This is a genomic window from Falsiroseomonas sp. (assembly GCF_030695085.1).
Classification (GTDB): domain Bacteria; phylum Pseudomonadota; class Alphaproteobacteria; order Acetobacterales; family Acetobacteraceae; genus Falsiroseomonas.
Genome location: NZ_JAUYTS010000057.1, coordinates 1 through 17,801, shown reverse-complemented (window position 1 = coordinate 17,801; position 17,801 = coordinate 1). Strand labels below are relative to the sequence as shown.

General features: G+C 70.4%; 18 protein-coding genes. 12 read left to right on the top strand and 6 right to left on the bottom strand.

Annotation, left to right across the window (positions count from 1 at the left end; translation table 11 throughout):
* Nucleotides 1-112: 112 nt before the first annotated feature.
* From Q8S40_RS06965 to Q8S40_RS06955, 3 genes are all read right to left on the bottom strand, one after another.
* On the bottom strand, nt 113-613 hold the full coding sequence (locus tag Q8S40_RS06965) for a hypothetical protein (RefSeq protein ID WP_304808215.1): 501 nt from the start codon (nt 611-613) through the stop codon (nt 113-115).
* A gap of 334 nt (nt 614-947) precedes the next feature.
* Nucleotides 948-1,625, bottom strand: coding sequence for an orotate phosphoribosyltransferase (locus Q8S40_RS06960; RefSeq protein ID WP_305669803.1), 678 nt, complete (start codon nt 1,623-1,625; stop codon nt 948-950).
* On the bottom strand, nt 1,622-2,899 hold the full coding sequence (locus tag Q8S40_RS06955) for a Zn-dependent hydrolase (protein WP_305669802.1): 1,278 nt from the start codon (nt 2,897-2,899) through the stop codon (nt 1,622-1,624). Before Q8S40_RS06955 ends, Q8S40_RS06960 begins: the two co-directional genes overlap by 4 nt.
* Before the next feature lie 114 nt (nt 2,900-3,013).
* On the opposite strand from Q8S40_RS06955, the gene Q8S40_RS06950 reads away from it, so the two are divergent.
* The 11 genes from Q8S40_RS06950 (at nt 3,014) to Q8S40_RS06900 (ending at nt 12,576) form a co-directional block, all read left to right on the top strand.
* On the top strand, nt 3,014-4,036 hold the full coding sequence (locus tag Q8S40_RS06950) for a hypothetical protein (protein ID WP_305669801.1): 1,023 nt from the start codon (nt 3,014-3,016) through the stop codon (nt 4,034-4,036).
* A 6-nt stretch (nt 4,037-4,042) separates the two neighbouring features.
* A complete protein-coding gene (locus Q8S40_RS06945) occupies nt 4,043-4,846 on the top strand; it encodes a dihydroorotate dehydrogenase electron transfer subunit (RefSeq protein WP_305669800.1) in 804 nt (267 codons plus the stop codon).
* Nucleotides 4,847-4,848: 2 nt separating this feature from the next.
* Entirely contained in the window at nt 4,849-5,769 is a 921-nt protein-coding gene (locus Q8S40_RS06940) for a dihydroorotate dehydrogenase (protein ID WP_305669799.1), read from the top strand.
* Nucleotides 5,769-6,086 (top strand): non-heme iron oxygenase ferredoxin subunit, encoded by a 318-nt coding sequence (locus Q8S40_RS06935; protein ID WP_305669798.1) that lies wholly within the window; start codon nt 5,769-5,771, stop codon nt 6,084-6,086. Before Q8S40_RS06940 ends, Q8S40_RS06935 begins: the two co-directional genes overlap by 1 nt.
* Before the next feature lies 1 nt (nt 6,087).
* The gene (locus Q8S40_RS06930; RefSeq protein ID WP_305669797.1) at nt 6,088-7,014 is read left to right on the top strand and encodes a LysR family transcriptional regulator; all 927 of its coding nucleotides are present in this window, start codon (nt 6,088-6,090) and stop codon (nt 7,012-7,014) included.
* A 234-nt stretch (nt 7,015-7,248) separates the two neighbouring features.
* Nucleotides 7,249-7,965: a PIG-L deacetylase family protein gene (locus Q8S40_RS06925; RefSeq protein ID WP_304808201.1), complete on the top strand. Its 717-nt coding sequence runs from the start codon at nt 7,249-7,251 to the stop codon at nt 7,963-7,965.
* 2 nt (nt 7,966-7,967) lie between these two features.
* The gene (locus Q8S40_RS06920) at nt 7,968-9,176 is read left to right on the top strand and encodes a CaiB/BaiF CoA-transferase family protein (protein ID WP_305669796.1); all 1,209 of its coding nucleotides are present in this window, start codon (nt 7,968-7,970) and stop codon (nt 9,174-9,176) included.
* Complete coding sequence (locus Q8S40_RS06915) at nt 9,173-10,156, top strand: tripartite tricarboxylate transporter substrate binding protein (protein WP_305669795.1); 984 nt, start codon at nt 9,173-9,175, stop codon at nt 10,154-10,156. The genes Q8S40_RS06920 and Q8S40_RS06915 overlap by 4 nt, the downstream gene beginning before the upstream one ends.
* Nucleotides 10,157-10,174: 18 nt before the next feature.
* Nucleotides 10,175-11,158 carry a tripartite tricarboxylate transporter substrate binding protein gene (locus tag Q8S40_RS06910; protein WP_304808195.1) on the top strand — a complete coding sequence of 328 codons (984 nt, stop codon included), beginning with the start codon at nt 10,175-10,177 and terminating at the stop codon, nt 11,156-11,158.
* Nucleotides 11,155-12,033 (top strand): amidohydrolase, encoded by an 879-nt coding sequence (locus Q8S40_RS06905; protein ID WP_305669794.1) that lies wholly within the window; start codon nt 11,155-11,157, stop codon nt 12,031-12,033. The genes Q8S40_RS06910 and Q8S40_RS06905 overlap by 4 nt, the downstream gene beginning before the upstream one ends.
* Before the next feature lie 57 nt (nt 12,034-12,090).
* Complete coding sequence (locus tag Q8S40_RS06900; RefSeq protein ID WP_305669793.1) at nt 12,091-12,576, top strand: septal ring lytic transglycosylase RlpA family protein; 486 nt, start codon at nt 12,091-12,093, stop codon at nt 12,574-12,576.
* A 6-nt stretch (nt 12,577-12,582) separates the two neighbouring features.
* On the opposite strand, the gene Q8S40_RS06895 is transcribed toward Q8S40_RS06900, so the two are convergent.
* On the bottom strand, nt 12,583-13,563 hold the full coding sequence (locus tag Q8S40_RS06895) for a choice-of-anchor A family protein (RefSeq protein ID WP_305669792.1): 981 nt from the start codon (nt 13,561-13,563) through the stop codon (nt 12,583-12,585).
* Nucleotides 13,564-13,704: 141 nt separating this feature from the next.
* On the bottom strand, nt 13,705-14,223 hold the full coding sequence (locus Q8S40_RS06890; RefSeq protein WP_305669791.1) for a TspO/MBR family protein: 519 nt from the start codon (nt 14,221-14,223) through the stop codon (nt 13,705-13,707).
* 134 nt (nt 14,224-14,357) lie between these two features.
* Between Q8S40_RS06890 and Q8S40_RS06885 the strand changes: the two genes are divergently transcribed.
* Nucleotides 14,358-16,097 carry a Na/Pi cotransporter family protein gene (locus Q8S40_RS06885; protein WP_305669790.1) on the top strand — a complete coding sequence of 580 codons (1,740 nt, stop codon included), beginning with the start codon at nt 14,358-14,360 and terminating at the stop codon, nt 16,095-16,097.
* A 6-nt stretch (nt 16,098-16,103) separates the two neighbouring features.
* Here the strand turns inward: Q8S40_RS06885 and Q8S40_RS06880 are convergent, their stop codons facing one another.
* Entirely contained in the window at nt 16,104-17,303 is a 1,200-nt protein-coding gene (locus Q8S40_RS06880; protein WP_305669789.1) for a M23 family metallopeptidase, read from the bottom strand.
* Nucleotides 17,304-17,801 lie beyond the last annotated feature (498 nt).

The window sequence follows — 17,801 nt, the reverse complement described above, 5'->3', positions numbered from 1 at the left end:
GAAGCCAGGTTTCCGCCACCGGCTGAGGCCGAATCATCACGGCGGCTCAGTTGCCGCCGTGATGGGCACCCGGGCAGGAGTTGCCGGCTACCTTCGGGAAGCCCTGCTCGCGCTACAATATGATGTGGACCAACACATCCTGGTGGCCCTCATGCTTGAAGCGAATCTTGCTGACGCCTGAAATGGAGTTGTCGAAGCCCTTGATGTAGGGGGTGACCTCGGCCGGCGTCACGCCGCCCCAACCTGACTTGTCGAAGGTGAGTGGGTTGTTGGTTCCCCCCTGGGTTCCGTTGGAGCCGGCATTCGTGCCGGGCTGGTCGTTCCGGTACCCTTTCACGAGATTGGCGATCGCGGCCGCCGCCTGTTGGACCTGGCCTGCGATCTCCTTTGCCTTGGCTTGCGCCAGTGCCGCCGCCTCCATCCCGTCCTTCTGCTTCTTCAGGAATTTCGGTTCGTTCTCCTTTGCCAATGCAAGGGAGGCGGCCATCTGTTTTTCCTGTGCCTGCCTTCGCATTTTTTCGTGGGGCTTCTCCGCTTTAGGAGCGGGAATATGGACGTCGCAGAAATGCTTGCCCGCATTGACCGGCGTCCCGCATGTCAGACACTTCGGCATGATGTCCCTCCCTCACCAGATGTCCGTTGCTCAGGCAGGCTGCTGACTGCAGCTTCACAAAGGCGAAACGGTGCAGACCGGCTCCAGATGAGTGGACGGAGACGCTGTGCGCCTGGGTGGGCTGAGCCGCAGGATCAACCGGCCCTCGCAAGCCGTCTGGTGGGAGAAATGTCGCTCAAGCTTCGTATCTATTCCAGTACCATTTGATGCGGATGCCGCGTGGGCTGCGGGCCAGGTCGGGCGTGGCGCGGCATGGCATCCGCGTGAACAGGCATTCGCCCGTCCTGGGCGGGCGCGGGCAAGGGCCGGTGGGGTTCGATCAGTCAGAACGCGCCTAACCCGGCGCCGCCAGCCCGCCATGGGCCGCCGACCAGGCGAAGGGGTCCGCCAGGTAGCGGCGCAGCTCCGCCAGCGCCGCGGGCGGCAGGGCACCGCGCGCCTCGGCCTCTGGCAGCACATCCTCCCAGGTCGCCAGCGCGAACAGCCGGGCGCCGACATCGGCGATGTCGGTCACCACGCGGTCGAAGATGCCCCATTTGAACATGACGAAAATCTGCGTGACCTCCGCCCCCGCACGGGTCAGGGCGCGCGAATAGCCGGCCTTGCTGCGGCCATCGGTGGTGACGTCGGACACCAGCAACGTGCGCGCGCCGGGCCGCAGCGCGCCCTCGATATGCGCATCCGCGCCGAACCCCTGCGCCCGCTTCCGCACCGTCACGAAGGGCAGGTGGAAGCGCTCGGCCAGCATGGCGCCGATGGCGATGCCGCCCTGTTCGGTCGCCGCCACCGCATCGAAGCCATCGAAGCCGACCTCGGCCAGGATGCGGTCCTCGGCACCCGCCAGCAGCGCGCGGCGGGCGAGTGGGAAGGACAAGGCGCGCGGCATGTCGAGATAGGCCGGGCTGGCCCAGCCGGAGGACAGCATGAAGGGCCGGTCCGGCCGCAGCAGGATGCTGCCGGTATCAAGCAGGATGCGCGCGGTGCGGCGGCCGATGCCGTGATCTTCGGTCATCGGCCCACCGCCTCCGCACCGTGCAGCAGGATGGCCTGGAGCACCGCGGCGCCTTCGAGAAAATCATCCATCTCCATCGCCTCCCGCGGGTTGTGGCTGCCGTGTTCGTTGCGGACGAACACCATGGCGGCGGGCACGCCGGCATTGGCGAAGATCGCCGCGTCATGGCCCGCGCCGCTGGCCAGCACCTCATGCGGTATCTGGCCCTCGGTGCAAAGCCGTCGCGCCAGGGCCAGCAGACGCTTGTCCATCACGGCGGGCGGGGTGCGGACGGCCGGGCCGAGCTCGATCCGCACGCGGCGTTCGCGCGCGATCTCGGCGGCTTCCGATTCCGCCAGTTCCAGGAAATCGGCCAGCGTCGCCTCGCTTTCGCTGCGATATTCCAGGCTGAAGCGCACCTCCCCGGGCACGCGGGTCATGGCGTGCTCGCGCGGGTCGGTGGTGAAGATGCCGAAGGTCATCACCAGATCCTCGCCGCGTTCCAGCAGGGTGCGCCAGCTGGCATCCAGCCGCATGGCGAGGTCCGCCGCCCCCAGCACCGCATCCCGCCGTAGCCAGCGCGGCACCGCGCCGGAATGCGCGGCCTCCCCCACACAGCGTGCGGCGGGGTGCCGGAAATTGCCGCGGATGCCGGAGACCAGGCCGACCGGCACGCCGCGTGCCACCATCACCGGCCCCTGCTCGATATGCAGTTCCACGAAATGCGACAGGCTGGCGGGGTCCAGAAGGGGCCTGCGTGCTTCGACGACCGCGACCTCCGCACCCTCCCGCGCCATGGCCTCCCGCAGTTTCAGTTCAGGGTCCTGCAGGCCGGGCAGGTCGAGCCATTTCGGGTCGAAGGCGCCGAACAGGGCGGAGGAGCCGAGATAGGGCCGGCCGAACCAGGCGCTTTCCTCCCCGCGCAGCACCAGCAGCTTCAGGCTGCGCGCGCGTGGCCCGGCCCGCTGCGCGCCGAGCAGCGCCAGCAGCCCCGCGATCACCCCCGCCGCGCCATCGAAATTGCCACCCTGCGGCACGCTGTCGAGATGCGAGCCGCAGGCGGCGGCGGGCAGGGCCGGGTCGGTGCCGGGCAGGGTGATGTGCAGGTTCGCGGCGGCATCCCATTCCGTGGCGAGCCCGGCCTGCTGCGCCAGCTTCTCGATCCGCCGCATCGCCGCCGTCTCGGCCAGCCCGTAGGTTTCCCGCGTGATGCCGGTGCCGTCATGGTCGGCTGCGCGCAGTTCCTCGAACAGGCGCCGGGCGAGGTCGGCAAGGTCGGGGGCGATGCGATCCATGCGGGCAGGCTTGCCCAGGGTGGTGCGGGTGGCAAGATGGCCGCAAGCGTGACGCCCCTTGGCATTGGCGCCGCGCCGCCCCACCATCGCGCTGCACACTGGGCCGGGCGCCGCATGGACAACGACGATTTCCTCATTCTCCGAGCCGGCGAAGCCGAGGGGCTGGTAGCCCCGGAGGAGGCGCTGGACGCGGTCGAGGAGGCCTGGAAGGAATATGGTCAGGCCCGCCAGCTGCTGTCCGACCCGCCCAGCCTGCGCCTCGCGACGCCGGGCGCCCAGTTCCGGGTGAAGGGCGCCGTGCTGCCGGATTCAGGCCTGGCCGGCTTCCGCCTGCTGTCGGAAGGTGAGGCGGCGCGGGACTGGTTCTGGATGGCGGACATCAAGGGCCGCCCGCTGGCGCTGATCGAGGCGTCCTGGCTGCGATCGCTGCGCACGGCCAGCACGGCGGCGCTGGCGGCGAAACTGTTGGTACCGCCGGGCATCACCCAGGCGGCGGTGATCGGCGCCGGTCGCATCGCCGCCCATCTGCCCGCGGCGCTGGCGCTGGCCCTGCCGGGGCTGACCACGCTGCATGTCGCGGCGCGGCGGGCGGACGCTGTCGAGGAATTCTGCGCCACCCACAAGGGTAGCCTCGCCCTGCAACCGGCCGGCAGCCCGGCGGAGGCCGCGTCCCGGGCCGGGTTGGTCATCACCCTCAGCAGCGCGGAGGCGCCGGTGATCACTGCCGCCGATCTGCAACCGGGCGCCACGCTGGTGGCGCTGGGGCAGGCGGATGTGGATGCGGATGTGCTCGGCTGGGCCGGGGCCTTCTTCGTGGACAGTGCCGATTTCAGCCGCCCCGGCGGCAACCTCGGCGCCTGGATCGCCGGCGGCGCCACCACGGAAATGGCGCTGGCCCGCAAGGTCGGGCCTGATCTCGGGCTGGTCGCGGCGGGGCTGGCGCCGGGGCGCGGCGATGCGTCGCAGAATGTGCTGGCGGTGCTGCAGGGCATGGCGATCGGCGACCTGGCGCTCGCGGCGCTGGCCTGGCGCAAGGCGCGGCTGCGCCGGCTCGGCCTGCGCTTCGGGCTGGGGGAGGCACCTTCCGCCCGCTTCCGTGGGCCGACACCCCGGCGCAACCGCAGCTTGCTGCGGTAAGCGGCCATGCATCCGGTGGTGGAGGCGACGGCGAGGGTGGTGGACAGCGCGCCGGTCGGGCGCCGCTACCACCGGCTGCTGCTGGACGCCCCGGAGCTCTCCGCCGCTAGCCGTCCGGGCCAGTTCTTTCATCTGCTCTGCCGGGATGGCGCGGGCAACGGCCCCTATCTGCGGCGGCCGATGAGCATCTGGCGCTGCGGGCCGGGGCGGCAGCTGGGCTTCCTGCTGCATGTGAAGGGCCGCGGCACGGCGGCGCTGGCGGCGCTGCGGGTGGGGGAAAGGCTTTCGCTGCTCGGGCCGCTCGGGCAGGGGTTCCGGCTGGAGCCGGGGTGGCGGCGTATCCTGATCGTCGTGCGCGGGGTCGGCCTCGCCACGCTGGCGCCGCTGACGGAGGCCGCCGCGGCGCAGGGCATCGCGGTGCAGGCGGTGCTGTCGGCGCAGGCGCCGGAGGATCTGATGGCGGCGGAATTCGCGGGCGATTCCGGCGCCGCCATCACTTCGGTGTTCGACAGCGACGGCAGCAGCGCGGTACCGGCGGTGGAGGCGTTTCTGCGCGCGAGGTTCGAGGGCGCGGACCGGCCGGATGCGGTGTTCACCTGCGGCTCGAACCGGCTGTTCCTGCTGCTGCAAAGGCTGGCGGCCGAATACGGCATTCCCGGGCAGATCGCGCTGGAACAGCAGATGGGCTGCGGCCTCGGCATGTGTTTCTGCTGCGTGCGGCAGATTCGCGCGCCGGATGGCACCGTGCAGAATCTGCGCGTCTGCGCGGAGGGGCCGGTGTTTGACCTGCAGGCGGCGCTCGCATGGTGAACATGGCGGTCCAGATCGGCGGCCTGCCGCTGGCCAACCCGGTGATGCCGGCCTCCGGCACCTTCGGGCCGGAACTGGCGCAGGTCTTCGACCTCAATCGGCTGGGCGCGCTGGTGACGAAATCCGTCACGCCGCAATACCGGGAGGGCAATCCCCTGCCGCGGCTATGCGAGACGGAGGCGGGGGTGCTGAATTCCATCGGCATTCCCGGCAAGGGGCTGGACCATTTCTGCGTGCACGCGATGGCGGAATGGCGCCGTTTCGCGCCGCCGCTGGTGGTCTCGCTCTCGGCCGATTCGGTCGCGGCCTTTGCCGAGGCCGCGGCGCGGCTGGCGGGGACGCCGGGTGTGGCGGCCATCGAGGCCAATATCTCCTGCCCCAATCTGGAGGAGGATGGCCGCGCCTTCGCCATGCACCCGCACTCCGCCGCCGCGGCCATTGCCGCGATGCGCGCGGCCTGCACGCTGCCGCTCTGGGCCAAGCTGTCGCCCAACACCGCGGATATCGCCGCCGTGGCGCGGGCGGTGGAGGAAGCGGGGGCGGATGCGGTGGTGGTGGCCAATACCATCCTGGGGCTGGCCATAGATATCGAGCGCATGGCGCCGAAGCTGGGCGCGGGCATGGGCGGGTTTTCCGGGCCGGCCTTCAAGCCCATCGCGCTGCGGCTGGTCTGGCAATGCGCGCAGGCGGTGCGGATTCCGGTGATCGGCGTGGGCGGCATCGCGAGCGCGGAGGATGCGGTGGAATTCCTGATGGCGGGTGCGAGCGCCGTGCAGGTCGGCACCGCCAGCTTCGTCAGCCCCAATGCGATGCTCAACGTGCTGGACGGGCTTCAGGCCTTTTGCGCCCGGCGCGGCTTTGCGCGTGTGAGCGACCTCACCGGCCTCGCCCTGCCGGGGCGAATGCGGCCGGCGGCGGAGTGATGCTGCGCCTGTGCCCCACAACCCACGTCCCGGAAGGCGAGGGCCGCAAGGTGGAGACGGCGGAGGGGGATTTCGCCGTCTTCAACCTCGGCGGCGTCTTCTTCGTCACGCAGAATGCGTGCAGCCACGGGCCGGGCCATCTGGGGGAGGGACGGGTGATCGGCGATGAGGTGGAATGCGCCGCCCATGCCGGCCGCTTCGACATCCGCACCGGCCAGGCCACGGCCGAACCGTGCTGGGAACCGCTGCTGGTCTGGGATGTGACGATCGAGGAGGGCCAGGTCTGCATCCTGCTCGACCAGGGCCGCACGGCCTGAGATGGCGGTCGATTTCCTCGGGCTGGAAGCCTTTCTCTCGATCGCGGAGCGTGGGTCCTTCCGCAAGGCGGCGGCGCATCTGAACCTGTCGCAGACCGGCCTGTCCCATCGCATCCGCAAATTCGAGGAAGCCCTGGGCTGCCGCCTGCTGGCGCGCACCACCAGGCAGGTGACGCTGACGCCGGCGGGCCTGGAACTGGCCGGCCGGGCGCGCGGGCCGGTGGAGGCGCTGGTCGCGGTGCTGTCCGAGTTGCGCGCCGGCGCCGGGCGGGGCGAGGAATCGGTGACCATCGGCTGCCTGCCGACCATCGCCGTGCACCACATTCCGCGCCTGCTGGTGGAGTTCGCGCAGACGCATCCGGCGGTGACGGTGAAGGTCTATGACAATTCGGCCAGCGAGATCGCCGATTGCGTGGCGCGGGGGGAGGCGGAGTTTGGCATCACCATCGTCTCGGCCAATCGGTGGGACCTGGATATCGTGCCGCTGCTGACCGAGGCCTTCGTCGTCGCCTGCCCGGCCGCGCATGATTTCGCCAGCCGCCCGCACCTGTCCTGGGCCGATCTGGAGGGCCGCCCGCTGGTGCGCGTGGCGCCGCATACCGGCAACCGGGCTTTGCTGGATGAGGCGCTGGGCGCCAGGCGGGATGCGATGGAGTGGCGGTATGAGGTGCAGCATCTGGCCACCGCCATCAGCATGGTGGAATCCGGCCTGGCGCTGGCGGTGGTGCCGCGGCTGGCGGTGGATGCCAGCGGGTCTGCCGGCGTGGTGGCGGTGCCGCTGCGCGATCCGGGGGTGCTGCGGCGCCTCGGCGTGGTGTCCCGCCGCGGGGTGCCGATGTCCCCGGCGGCGGAGGCGCTGCTGGCGCTGCTGCGGCGGCATTTCCGGGCGCGGCCGCGGGACAAGGTGGCCGCAGCGCCCAGCGCCTGAAACCGGGCGCAAGCTGCGCCGGAATTCGCTGCACCCTGCGCCCGACAAAGGCGGGCGAGCGGCCGAAGGGCCGCCGCGGCCTGTGCCGCGCAGCCAAGGCCGCGCAGCGGCCGCCCGGCGCTTGAGGGTCCGCATGGATGCACAAAACGGCATAGTCACGCCGTTCTTTCCATTTGTCGCATCGGGCTGTCGCGACCATTCTCAGGGCCAACCGTGCCAACCCCGAGGAATTGCATGTCCAAGACCGGTCTCGTCATCACCGCCCATCCGGGCGATTTCGTCTGGCGCGCCGGCGGCGCCATCGCGCTGCATGCGAAGCGCGGCTACCGCATGAAGATCCTTTGCATGTCCTATGGTGAGCGCGGCGAGAGCCAGTTCGCCTGGAAGGAGAAGGGCGCCACGCTGGAATCCGTGAAGGCGGGCCGCAAGGCGGAGGCCGAGGCGGCGGCCGCGGTGCTCGGCGCCGAGATCGAGTTCATGGATGCCGGCGACTACCCGCTGGGCAACACGCCGGAGATGCTCGACCGCGCCATCGACATCTTTCGCGAATTGAACCCGAGCTTCGTCCTGAGCCATGCGCTGAAGGACCCGTACAACTTCGACCACCCAGAGGCCGCGCATTTCGCCCAGCAGGCGCGCGTCATCGCCCAGGCGATGGGCCACAAGCCGCAGGCCGACTACACCTATTCCGCCCCCGCCATGTTCCTGTTCGAGCCGCACCAGCCCGAGCAATGCGACTTCAAGCCGGATGTGCTGCTGAACATCTCCGAGGTGTGGGAAACCAAGTTCAAGGCCTTCCAGTGCCTGCCCGCCCAGAAGCACCTCTGGGCCTATTATGAGCGCGTCGCGCTGAACCGTGGCATGCAGGGCGGTCGCAATTCCGGCAAGCCGATGGTGCATGGCGAGGCCTATATGCGCCTGTTTCCGCAGGCCCTCGAAGAACTGGTCTGAGGATGAGCGGGCCGCTTTCCGGGCTGCGCGTGCTGGACCTGTCCTCCGTCGTCGTCGGCCCCGTCTGCACCGGGGTGCTGGCGGAACAGGGGGCGGAGGTCATCAAGCTGGAAAGCCCGGATGGCGACCTGCTGCGCAAGCTCGGCGGCAAGGGGCGCACGCCGGGCATGGCGGGGAAGTTCCTCAACTTCAACCGCGGCAAGCGCTCCATCTGCCTGGACCTGAAGCACCCGCGCGCCAAGGCCGTGCTGGCCCGCATCGCCGCGCGCTGCGACATATTGGTGACCAACATCCGGCCGGAGGCCCAGAAGCGCCTCGGCGTGGATGCGGCGACAATTCGGGAAAGACTGCCGCGGCTGATCCATTGCTCGATCGTCGGCTTCCGCACCGATGGCCCCTATGCCGGCAAGCCGGCCTACGACACGGTCATCCAGGGCGTCTCCGGCATCGCGGGATGTTTCGAGGCCAGCACGGGGGAGCCGCGCTACGTGCCGATGCTGGTCGCCGACCATGTCTGCGGCCTGATCGCGGCCCAGCAGATCGGTTTCGCGCTGTACCGGCGGGAAAAGACCGGCCGCGGCGAGAGCCTGGAAATCCCGATGTTCGAGAACATGGCGGCCTTCGTGCTGCAGGAACATCTCGGCCCGATGTCCTTCCGCCCCGCCCTCGGCCCGCCCGGCGACCAGCGGGTGCTGAGCCCGGAGGCGCGGCCGCTGAAGACCGCGGATGGCTTCATCGCCGTCTCCGCCAACACCGACTCGCAGGCGCATGGCTTCTTCCGCGCCATCGGTCGCCCCGAACTCATCGAGGATCCGCGTTTTGCGACCGTCGCGGTACGGACGGCGCATACCAAGGAATACTTCGCCCTGCGCGCGACCGCGCTGGTGGGCCGGACCACCGCCGAATGGCTGGCGCTGTTCACCCAGCACGACGTGCCGGCGATGCCCTACAACACCATCGAATCCCTGCTCACCGACCCGCACCTCCGCGCCACCGGCATGGTGCGGGAGGAGGAGCACCCGACGGAGGGCGCCACCTTCGCCATCGGCGCGCCCAACATCCTCTCGGGCGGGATGGCGCCGAGCCTGCCCGCCGCGCAGCGCCTCGGCGCCGCGGGGCCTGACGTGCTGGCCGAGGCAGGCTTGTCGGCCCAGGAAATCAACGAACTGACGCGCGAAGGCGCGCTGATCCAAGCGGAGGAAACAACATGACCAGGCTGCATCTGCCACGCCGCGCGCTGCTCGCCGGCGCCGGCCTTCTCGCGACACCCGGACTCCTGCGCGCCCAGGGCAATTGGCCGGAGCGGCCGGTGCGCCTGGTGGTGCCCTTCACCCCCGGCGGCAGCACGGACATCCTGGCCCGCTCCCTCGGCGCGGAGCTGCAGGAGGAATTCGGCCAGCCCTTCGTGATCGAGAACCGCGCCGGCGCCGGCGGCACCTTGGGCAGCGAGATGGTGGTCCGGTCCCCGCCGGATGGCTACACGCTGATGATGGGCCATATCGGCACGCTGGCGGTGAACCCCTCGCTCTACCGCAACCTGTCCTTCGACACGGTCACCTCCTTCGCGCCGATCGTGCTGGTGGCCAATGTCGCCAACATCCTGGCGGTGAACACCACCAAGCTGCCGATCACCAATGTCCAGGAGCTGATCGCCCGCGCCAAGGCCGCGCCGGGCACCATCACCTATGGCTCCGGCGGCAATGGCTCGGCCGCGCATACCGCCGTGGTGGCGCTGTGCCTGGCGACGGGGATCGAGCTGGTGCACGTGCCCTATCGCGGCACCGGCCCGATGATGAACGACCTGATCGGCGGCCAGATCGACATGACGATGACGGGCGGCCCGCCCATCCTGCCGCCGATCCGGGCCGGAATGCTGCGCGCCATCGGCGTGTCCTCCCTGACCCGCATCTCCAGCGCCGCGGATATCCCGACGCTGCATGAACAGGGCGTCACCGGCTTCGATGCGGTGCAGTGGTATGGCCTGGTGGCCCCCGCCGGCACGCCGCGCCCGATCATCGACCGCATCAACGCCGCCAGCACGAAGGCGCTGCAGAGCGAGAAGCTGAAGCCGCGCCTGGCCGCCGAGGGCGCCGATGCCGCACCGGGCACGCCGGAGCAGTTCCGCGACCTGATCATCGCGGAGCGGGAACGCTGGGGCGAGGTGATCCGCCGCGCCAATGTGACGATGTGAGGCAGGAATAGGTCCGTGATGACAACCACCCGTCGCGCCGTGCTCGGCGCGGCGCTGGCCCTGCCGGCCCTCGGCACCGCCCGCGCACAATCCTCCCCCTCCGCCTGGGCGCCGCAGCGCCCGATCCGCATCGTCGTCCCCTTCGGGCCGGGCGGCGTCGCGGACCTCACGGCGCGGGCAGTGGCGCAGCGCATCGCCGAACGGCTCGGCCAGCCGGTGGTGATCGACAATCGCCCGGGCGCCGGCGGCATCGTCGCCGGGCAGCAATTGATGGCGGCGCCGGCCGATGGGCATACGCTGCTCGTCGCCTCCAACGGCACCGCCATCAGCAAGGCGCTGTTCCGGCAATTGCCGTTCGACCCGCTGACGGATTTCGCCCCCGTGGTCACCATGGGTGCCTTCCCCATCGCCATCGTGGTGGCGCCGAATGCGCCGGACCGGGACATCGCCGGGCTGCTGGCGCGGCTCCGGGCCAATCCGGGGCGGCTGAACATCGGCAGCATCACCGCCGGCAGCACCCAGAACCTGTCGGCGGAGCTGTTCAAGATCCGCGCCGATGCGCGGTTCGAGACCATCGCCTTCCCCGCCACCCCGGCGCTGACCACGGCGGTGATCCGCGGCGATGTGGATGCGGCCTTCGAGATCACCGGGCCGATCATGGGCCAGATCCGGGCCGGTGCGCTCCGCGTGCTGGCCGTCACCTCCGCCACGCGGGCGGAGAATTTGCCGGATGTGCCGACGCTGATGGAAGCCGGGGTGCCGGATTACGACGTCGCCAGCTGGAACGCCCTGGTCGCCCGCAGCGGCACGCCGCCCGAGGCCATCGCGGCCATCAACGCCGCGGTGAATGAGGCGCTGGGCAGCACCGAATTGCGCGCCACCCTGACCCAGGTGGGGGTGGAGCCGCGCGGCGGCACGGCGGCGGCGATGGGCGAATTGCTCCGCGCCGACACCGCGCGCTGGACGGAAGTGATCGAGAAGGCAGGAATCCCCCGGCAGTGAAGAAAGATATCCCCACCTGCAAGGGCCCGGACCCGGACACCCGCACCCCCCGCCTGGTACTGCCGCCCGGCGCCTGCGACGCGCATTGCCACGTCTTCGGCCCCGGCGCGGTGTTCCCCTATGCCGAGGACCGCGCCTACACGCCGCCCGATGCCCCCTTCGAGGGGCTGGTGGCGCTGCATCGCAAGCTCGGCATCTCCCGCGCCGTCATCGTCCATGCCTCCTGCCACGGCAGCGACATGACGGTGACGCTGGACGGCGTCGCGCGGTCCGGCGGCACGATGCGCGGCGTCGCGGTGGTGGAGAAGGGCGTGACGGATGCGGAACTCGCCCGCCTGCATGAAGGCGGCATCCGCGGCGTGCGGTTCAACTTCGTCCGCCATCTGGGCGGCATGCCGGAGATGGCGGTCTTCCAGCGCGTACTGTCCCAGTGCGAGGCGCTGGGCTGGCATGTGGTGCTGCACCTGGATGCGCAGGATATCGTGCCCTTGGCGGAGACCATCGCGGCCATCCGCATCCCCTTCGTCATCGACCATATGGGCCGGGTGAAGGCGAAGGATGGCGTCGGGCAGCCCGCCTTCCGGCAGCTTCTGGAGCTGATGAAGAACCCGCTGGCCTGGGTGAAGATCTGCGGGTCGGAACGGGTTTCCTCCGCCGGCGCGCCCTTCCTGGATTCGGTGCCCTTCGCCCAGGCGCTGCTGGCGGCGGCGCCGGATCGCTGCCTGTGGGGCACCGACTGGCCGCACCCGAACATCGCCGGCGACATGCCGAATGATGGCGACCTGGTGGATCTGCTGGGCGCGATGACCGATGACCCGGCGCTGATCCGCCGGGTGACGGTGGACAACCCGGACCGGCTGTACTGGGCGGACTGACGGAACCATCGCGGCCGCCTCGCGTCCTGTTCCATGACAGGCAGCGAGGGAGGTTCGATGTCCGGTCTTCGGAAATGGCTTCTGGCGCTGGCCGGGCTGGTCTGTCTGGGCGCCACGCCGGTCGCGGCGAATACGGCGCCCGCCCAGCCGGGGGACGACACATCCGGCCGCATCCAGCGGGGCGAGGCCTCCTTCTATCATCAGCGCTTTCATGGCCAGCGCATGGCCAACGGGTCGCGGTTCCATGCGCGCTCCAACTCCGCCGCCAGCCGGACGCTGCCGCTCGGCACCGTCGCGCGGGTGACCAACCTGGCGACTGGCCAGTCGGCGCAGGTGCGGATCGAGGACCGGGGGCCACGCGCGCGCCACCGCATCATCGATGTCAGCCCGCGCACCGCCACCCAGCTCGGCATGCGACGTAGCGGCACGGCGCGGGTGGAGGTGGCGCCCATCGCCGTGCCGCAGCGCGATGGCAGCATCCGGCGGCACGCCCCGGCGAGGCCCGCACCGGCGAGGCCCGCACCGGGGCGGCCCGCGCGCTGAAGGATCTCAGCCGGCGCGCCGGCGCTGCCTTACCAGTCCGAGACCGGCCAGGCCGAGGCCGAACAGCGCCAGGCTCGCCGGCTCCGGCACCGGCACCGGGTGGCTGACGGGCAGGTCGAAGCGGATCGGCTGGCTGTGCAATTCCCCCCGCCCGTCATAGGCGGCGGCGAACAGGCTGCCTTCTATCGGCGTGTGGTTGCGGACGGTGGCGTGCGGCGCCAGCACCGTGCCGCCCCATTGCCGCTGGAAGTCGATGCTGGTGGCATCCACGAAGTTCCAGATCACGTCCCGCGAGACGCTGACGGCGTTCAGGAAATTCGCCTGGCCGGTATAGGAGGCGCCGGTCACGTTGATGATCGCCCCCTCGCGCCCATTCAGGTTCACGCTGAAGGAGGCGAAGGCGGACAGCTCCGCCACCGTCACGTGGAACACGGCAAGGCCAGGGCCGGCGCTGGCGGTGATCGGCAGGTTGTTGGGAAAGCCGGGCGTGGCCGGGCCGGGTAGCAGGCTGTTCGCCGCGAGCCCGGCCAGCTGCGCCGAAAGCGCGGTCAGCGGCGTGACGAAGGTCGCGGTGAAATCGGGCAGCGGGTTCGGCGCGGGGTCATCCGGCCCGCCGCCGATGGACCGCCCGCCGCCGCCATTGGTGTTGATGATGCCGGCGGCCGAACCGGCGATGGTGACACCGCCGCCATTGTTGACGTTCAGCGGGCCGCCCGTGGTGGCGCTGCCCTGGACCGTCAGCGCTCGGAAGGCGGAGGCCTCGGCCGCGCCGGGGTTGTTGAAGAAGGTGGCGCCGGCGGTGAGGTTGCCACCAATGGCGCTGCGACCCTCGACGTCTGAATTGCTGGAGAAGTCGCCAATGGTGACGAGGTTGAACTGCCGCAGGATGTCGGTTGCGGCCAGCGGTCCCGCCAGGGCCGCGGCAAGGACAGCGAGGCTGGCGCCGATCAGCGCGATCGTGCCGAATAGCCGGTTTCTCGCCTGCATCAATAATGCTCCCAGCGCCTGAAATTGCTCATGGGGCAGGGAGGCAGCAACATCGATGCCACTCGGGAACGGGTTGGCGAATCAGGCCGCTGCTGGATGATGGCGCCGGGCAGGCCGGCGCGGCGTCAGAAACCCCGACAGCTACATCTGCGCCCGCTGGGTCAGGTTGCCGATCTCCTCGCGGCGGATCACCGGGTGCGGCCCGGGGTTGAGCCGCCACATGGTGTAGGTCAGGAAGACGGCGAAGCTGACCCAGGCCAGATAGGGCACCATCAGCCAGGCGGCGGTGGTGGAGATCGGCGCGAACAGCAGGATGCAGGCAAGGATCGCGGACCACAGCGCCACGGCCTCGATCGTCGCCCAGCCCAGTTTCCGCAGGCCGAAGAATACCGCCGACCATCCCGCATTCAGCACGAGCTGCCCGGCCCAGACCAGCATCGGCAGGCCCAGCCCATCCTCCCGCCACACCAGGAAGCCGGCCGCGGCCATCATCAGGAACAGGATCGACCAGGCGATCGGGAACAGCCAGTTCGGCGGATTCCACCAGGGCTTGCGGAGGCCGGCATACCAGGCCCCTGGCTTGAAGATGGCGCCGGTCGAGGCCGCTGCAAAGCAAGCTACTAGGCAGCCGACGGCGCCGAGGATCAGGGTCCAGTTCATCGCAGCAAGATGGACGCCGCCTGCCTCGGTGGGAAGGGGTTACCGAAGATCCATCACATCCCGACGCGGTGATCCCTGAACCGGAGGCCAGGATGGCAGTTTGAAACAGCCCGGGAGAGGTCTAGGCTGCGATATTGCAGTTTTATGACACGCGCCGCCGCGTCGGGCGCTTTTTGATGGAGGTGCGGGCGTTGTCGCAGGCGCTGCTGCTGGTGGAACTGGCCGGACATGCGGCGCTGCTGCTGTGGGGGCTGCACATGGTGCAGTCCGGCGTGCAGCGCGGCTTCGGGATGCGGCTGCGCCACGTGCTGGGTGTAGGCCTCGGCGGGCGCGGGCGGGCGGTGCTGGCGGGGCTGGCCATCACCGCCGCGCTGCAATCCTCCACCGCCACGGCGCTGATGCTCGGCAGTTTCGCGGCTGGCGCGGGCGTGGCGCTGGCGCCGGCACTGGCGGGCATGTTGGGTGCCAATCTCGGCACGGCGCTGATCGTGCTGGTGCTGTCCTTCCCCACCGGCTTCCTGGCGCCTGCCCTGATCCTGGGCGGCGTCGTCGCCTTCCGCCGCGGCGCGGCCGGGCGGGCGCGGGATCTGGGGCGGGTGGCGATCGGGCTCGGGCTGATGCTGACCTCCCTGCACCTGATCGGGCAGGCGATGGAGCCGGTCGAGGCCTCGCCGGCGCTGCACCAGGTGCTGGGCGCCATCGCGGCGATGCCGCTGCCCAACCTGCTGGTGGCGGCGGTGCTGGCCTGGGCGGCGCATTCCTCCGTCGCGGCCATGCTGTTCATCGCGGCGCTGGCGGCTTCCGGCGCGGTGGGGGCGGAGGCCTGCATCGCCATGGTGCTGGGCGCCAATCTCGGCAGCGCGCTGAACCCGCTGCTGGCCGCGTTGGGAGAGGCCGGGCCGGACCGGGCGCGGCTGCGCGTGGCGCTCGGCAATCTGGCGAACCGGGTGGTGGGGGCGGCGATCGTGCTGGCGCTGCTGCCGCAGGCCGCGGCGCTGCTGGGCAGTGTCACCGCGCTGGCGGCGGCGCAGGCGCATCTGGCCTTCAACCTGGGCACGGCCCTGCTGGCCTGGCCGTTGCTCGGGCCGCTGGCCCGCCTGTTGCAACGCTGGGTGCCGGACCGGCCGCAGGCGGAGGATGCCGGCGCCGCGCGCTACCTTGATACCGGAGCGCTGGAGACCCCGCCGGTGGCGCTGGCCAATGCGGCGCGGGAGGTGCTGCGGATTGCCGATGCGGTGGAGGCGATGCTCGCCGCCTCCGCCGCCGCCTTCCAGGATGGCAACCGGGAAGGTCCGAAGGCGGCCAAGCGGCTGGATGACGTGGTGGACCGCCTGCACCGGCAGGTGCAGTTCTACCTGGCCCGCATTCCACAGGAGATCCTGGGGGAGGAGGAGGCACGGCGCCTGGCCGAGATCCGTGCCTTCGCGGTTTCCCTGGAACATGCGGGGGATGTGCTGGACCGCGACCTGGGCGGCCTGGCCACCAAGCGCCTGCGCCGGGGCCTGGTGCTGCCCGAGGACATCGCGGCCGAACTTGCCGCGCTGCATCTGCGCCTGCAGGCGCAGCTTCGCCTGGCCGTCGCCGTCTTCATGCGGGAGGATGCCGAGGCCGCCCGCCGCCTGGTGCGGGAGAAGGAGGCGCTGCGCGAGGCGGAGCGCCTGGCCCTGGCCCGGATGGCGGAGGCCGCGGATCGCACTGCGGCGGAGGGCGGTGCGGCGGCCGGGCTGCTGCTGGATGCGGTGCGCGACCTGCGCCGGATCGGCGCGCATTTCGCGATGGTGGCGCACCCGCTGCTGGAACGGCGCGGCGAATTGCTGCCGAGCCGGCTTTCCCCCGAGATCCGGCTGGAGGAAAGCCTGGCGGGCGGCGACTGAGCGGGATCAGTCGGCCGCCAGCGCCACTTCGGTGTGGCTGGCGGTCAGGCTCGCCATATGTTCGTTCAGCGCGCGCCGGCTATCCTGGAAAGCGGCCAGTTCCCGGCCCCGCAGCGGCGCGCCGCCCGGAAGCGCCACGCGGGCGGGGTTCTGCGGCACCCCGGCGATGCGGATCTCGTAGTGCAGATGCGGGCCGGTGGACATGCCGGTGGAGCCCACCGCGCCGATCACCGCCCCCTGCCGCACCCGATCGCCCGCCTTCAGACCGCGGGTGAAGCGCGACATATGGGCATAGACCGTCTCCACCCCACCCGGATGGCGCAGCCGCACGGTACGGCCATAGCCGCGCTCGCTCCGCGCCGAGGCAACGACGCCATCGGCCGCGGCGAAGATGGGCGTGCCGGTGGGGGCGGCGAAGTCCAGCCCGGCATGGCGGCGGCTGTAGCCCAGGATCGGGTGGCGGCGCATGCCGAAGCCAGAGGTCAGCCGGGCGCCATCCAGCGGGGTGCGCAGGAAGCCGCTCCGCAGCGGCCGCCCATCGGCGCGATACCAGGCGACATTGCCGTCCGGCCCGGCATGGCGCCAGATTTCCAGCATGCGCCCCGACAGGCTGAGCGCCGCATAATGCAGCTGGCCGTGGCCGAGCAGATCCCCATCCGGGCCGCGCAGCCGCTCGAACGCCACCGAGACCTGGTCACCCGGCTGCAGGTCGCGCTGGAAATCCACCTCATGCGACAGGGCGCGGATCAGCGAATGGGTCAGCGGCGCGGGCAGGCCGGCGCGGGTGAGGGCGGCAAACACGCCGCCGGTCACCTCCGCATCCACGCGCGCGAGGTGGCGGAGGCGGGGGGTGACCACTTCCTGCACCGCCCAACCTTCATCCTGGCGATGAAGCGCAATGGTATGGCCGGGGCGTGGTGCGATCTCGAGGCCGATGAGGGCGTTCTCCGCATCCAGCCGCAGCCCGACCTCCTGCCCCACGGCCAGGTGGCGCGGCTCGAACACCGGGGTGAGGGCGGCGATCGCGGCATGGGCCTCGGCCGCCTCGACCCCGGCATCGCCGAGCAGCCCGCCCAGCGTATCCCCCGGCTCCACGGTGACGATTCTCTGCGCTTCTGCGGGAGGCTCCAATGCCGGGGTGGCGTCGGCCGCGGGGACGGCGAAGGCGACGCAAAGGCAAAGAGCGAGGCGCAGGTTGGAAATCATACTGTTGTCATGTCCCGAGTGGTCCCGGCGGGGAACTTCTTGAGGACCGGCTGCCAAGTCAACCGAAAAGGCAGGCGCGCAATGTAACGCCGGCAGCAATGTCAAGGGGTTGGGAGTTATGGCAGCTATGTGACGGCATGTGCGACCCCGTGTTGACTCCCCCCGCCTTGGGCCGTAGAAGCCCCTCACCGACGACGAGCCACACGGTTCTGGTCGGGGCGCCGAAAAGGCGGGGTTGCAAACCGCGGAGAGATCCGCTAGATGCTCTCCCCCGCCGCTACGGCGCCGGTCTCCTCCCTCGCAGCGATGCGGTGGTGCCGTTGGTCAGGGTTCTGGCCTCGGACGAGACCTTGTTCTTTCAATCTGTATATCTGTTGAGGGAAGAGTATTTGGTTTGCTCTTTGGCTCTTGCGCTGTGGCTGTCTCACTGAGGTGGGGTGGTTGATGGATGCGGGGGGAAGGGTGGCCGGATGGAATTGTGTTTTTGATGGTTAGATG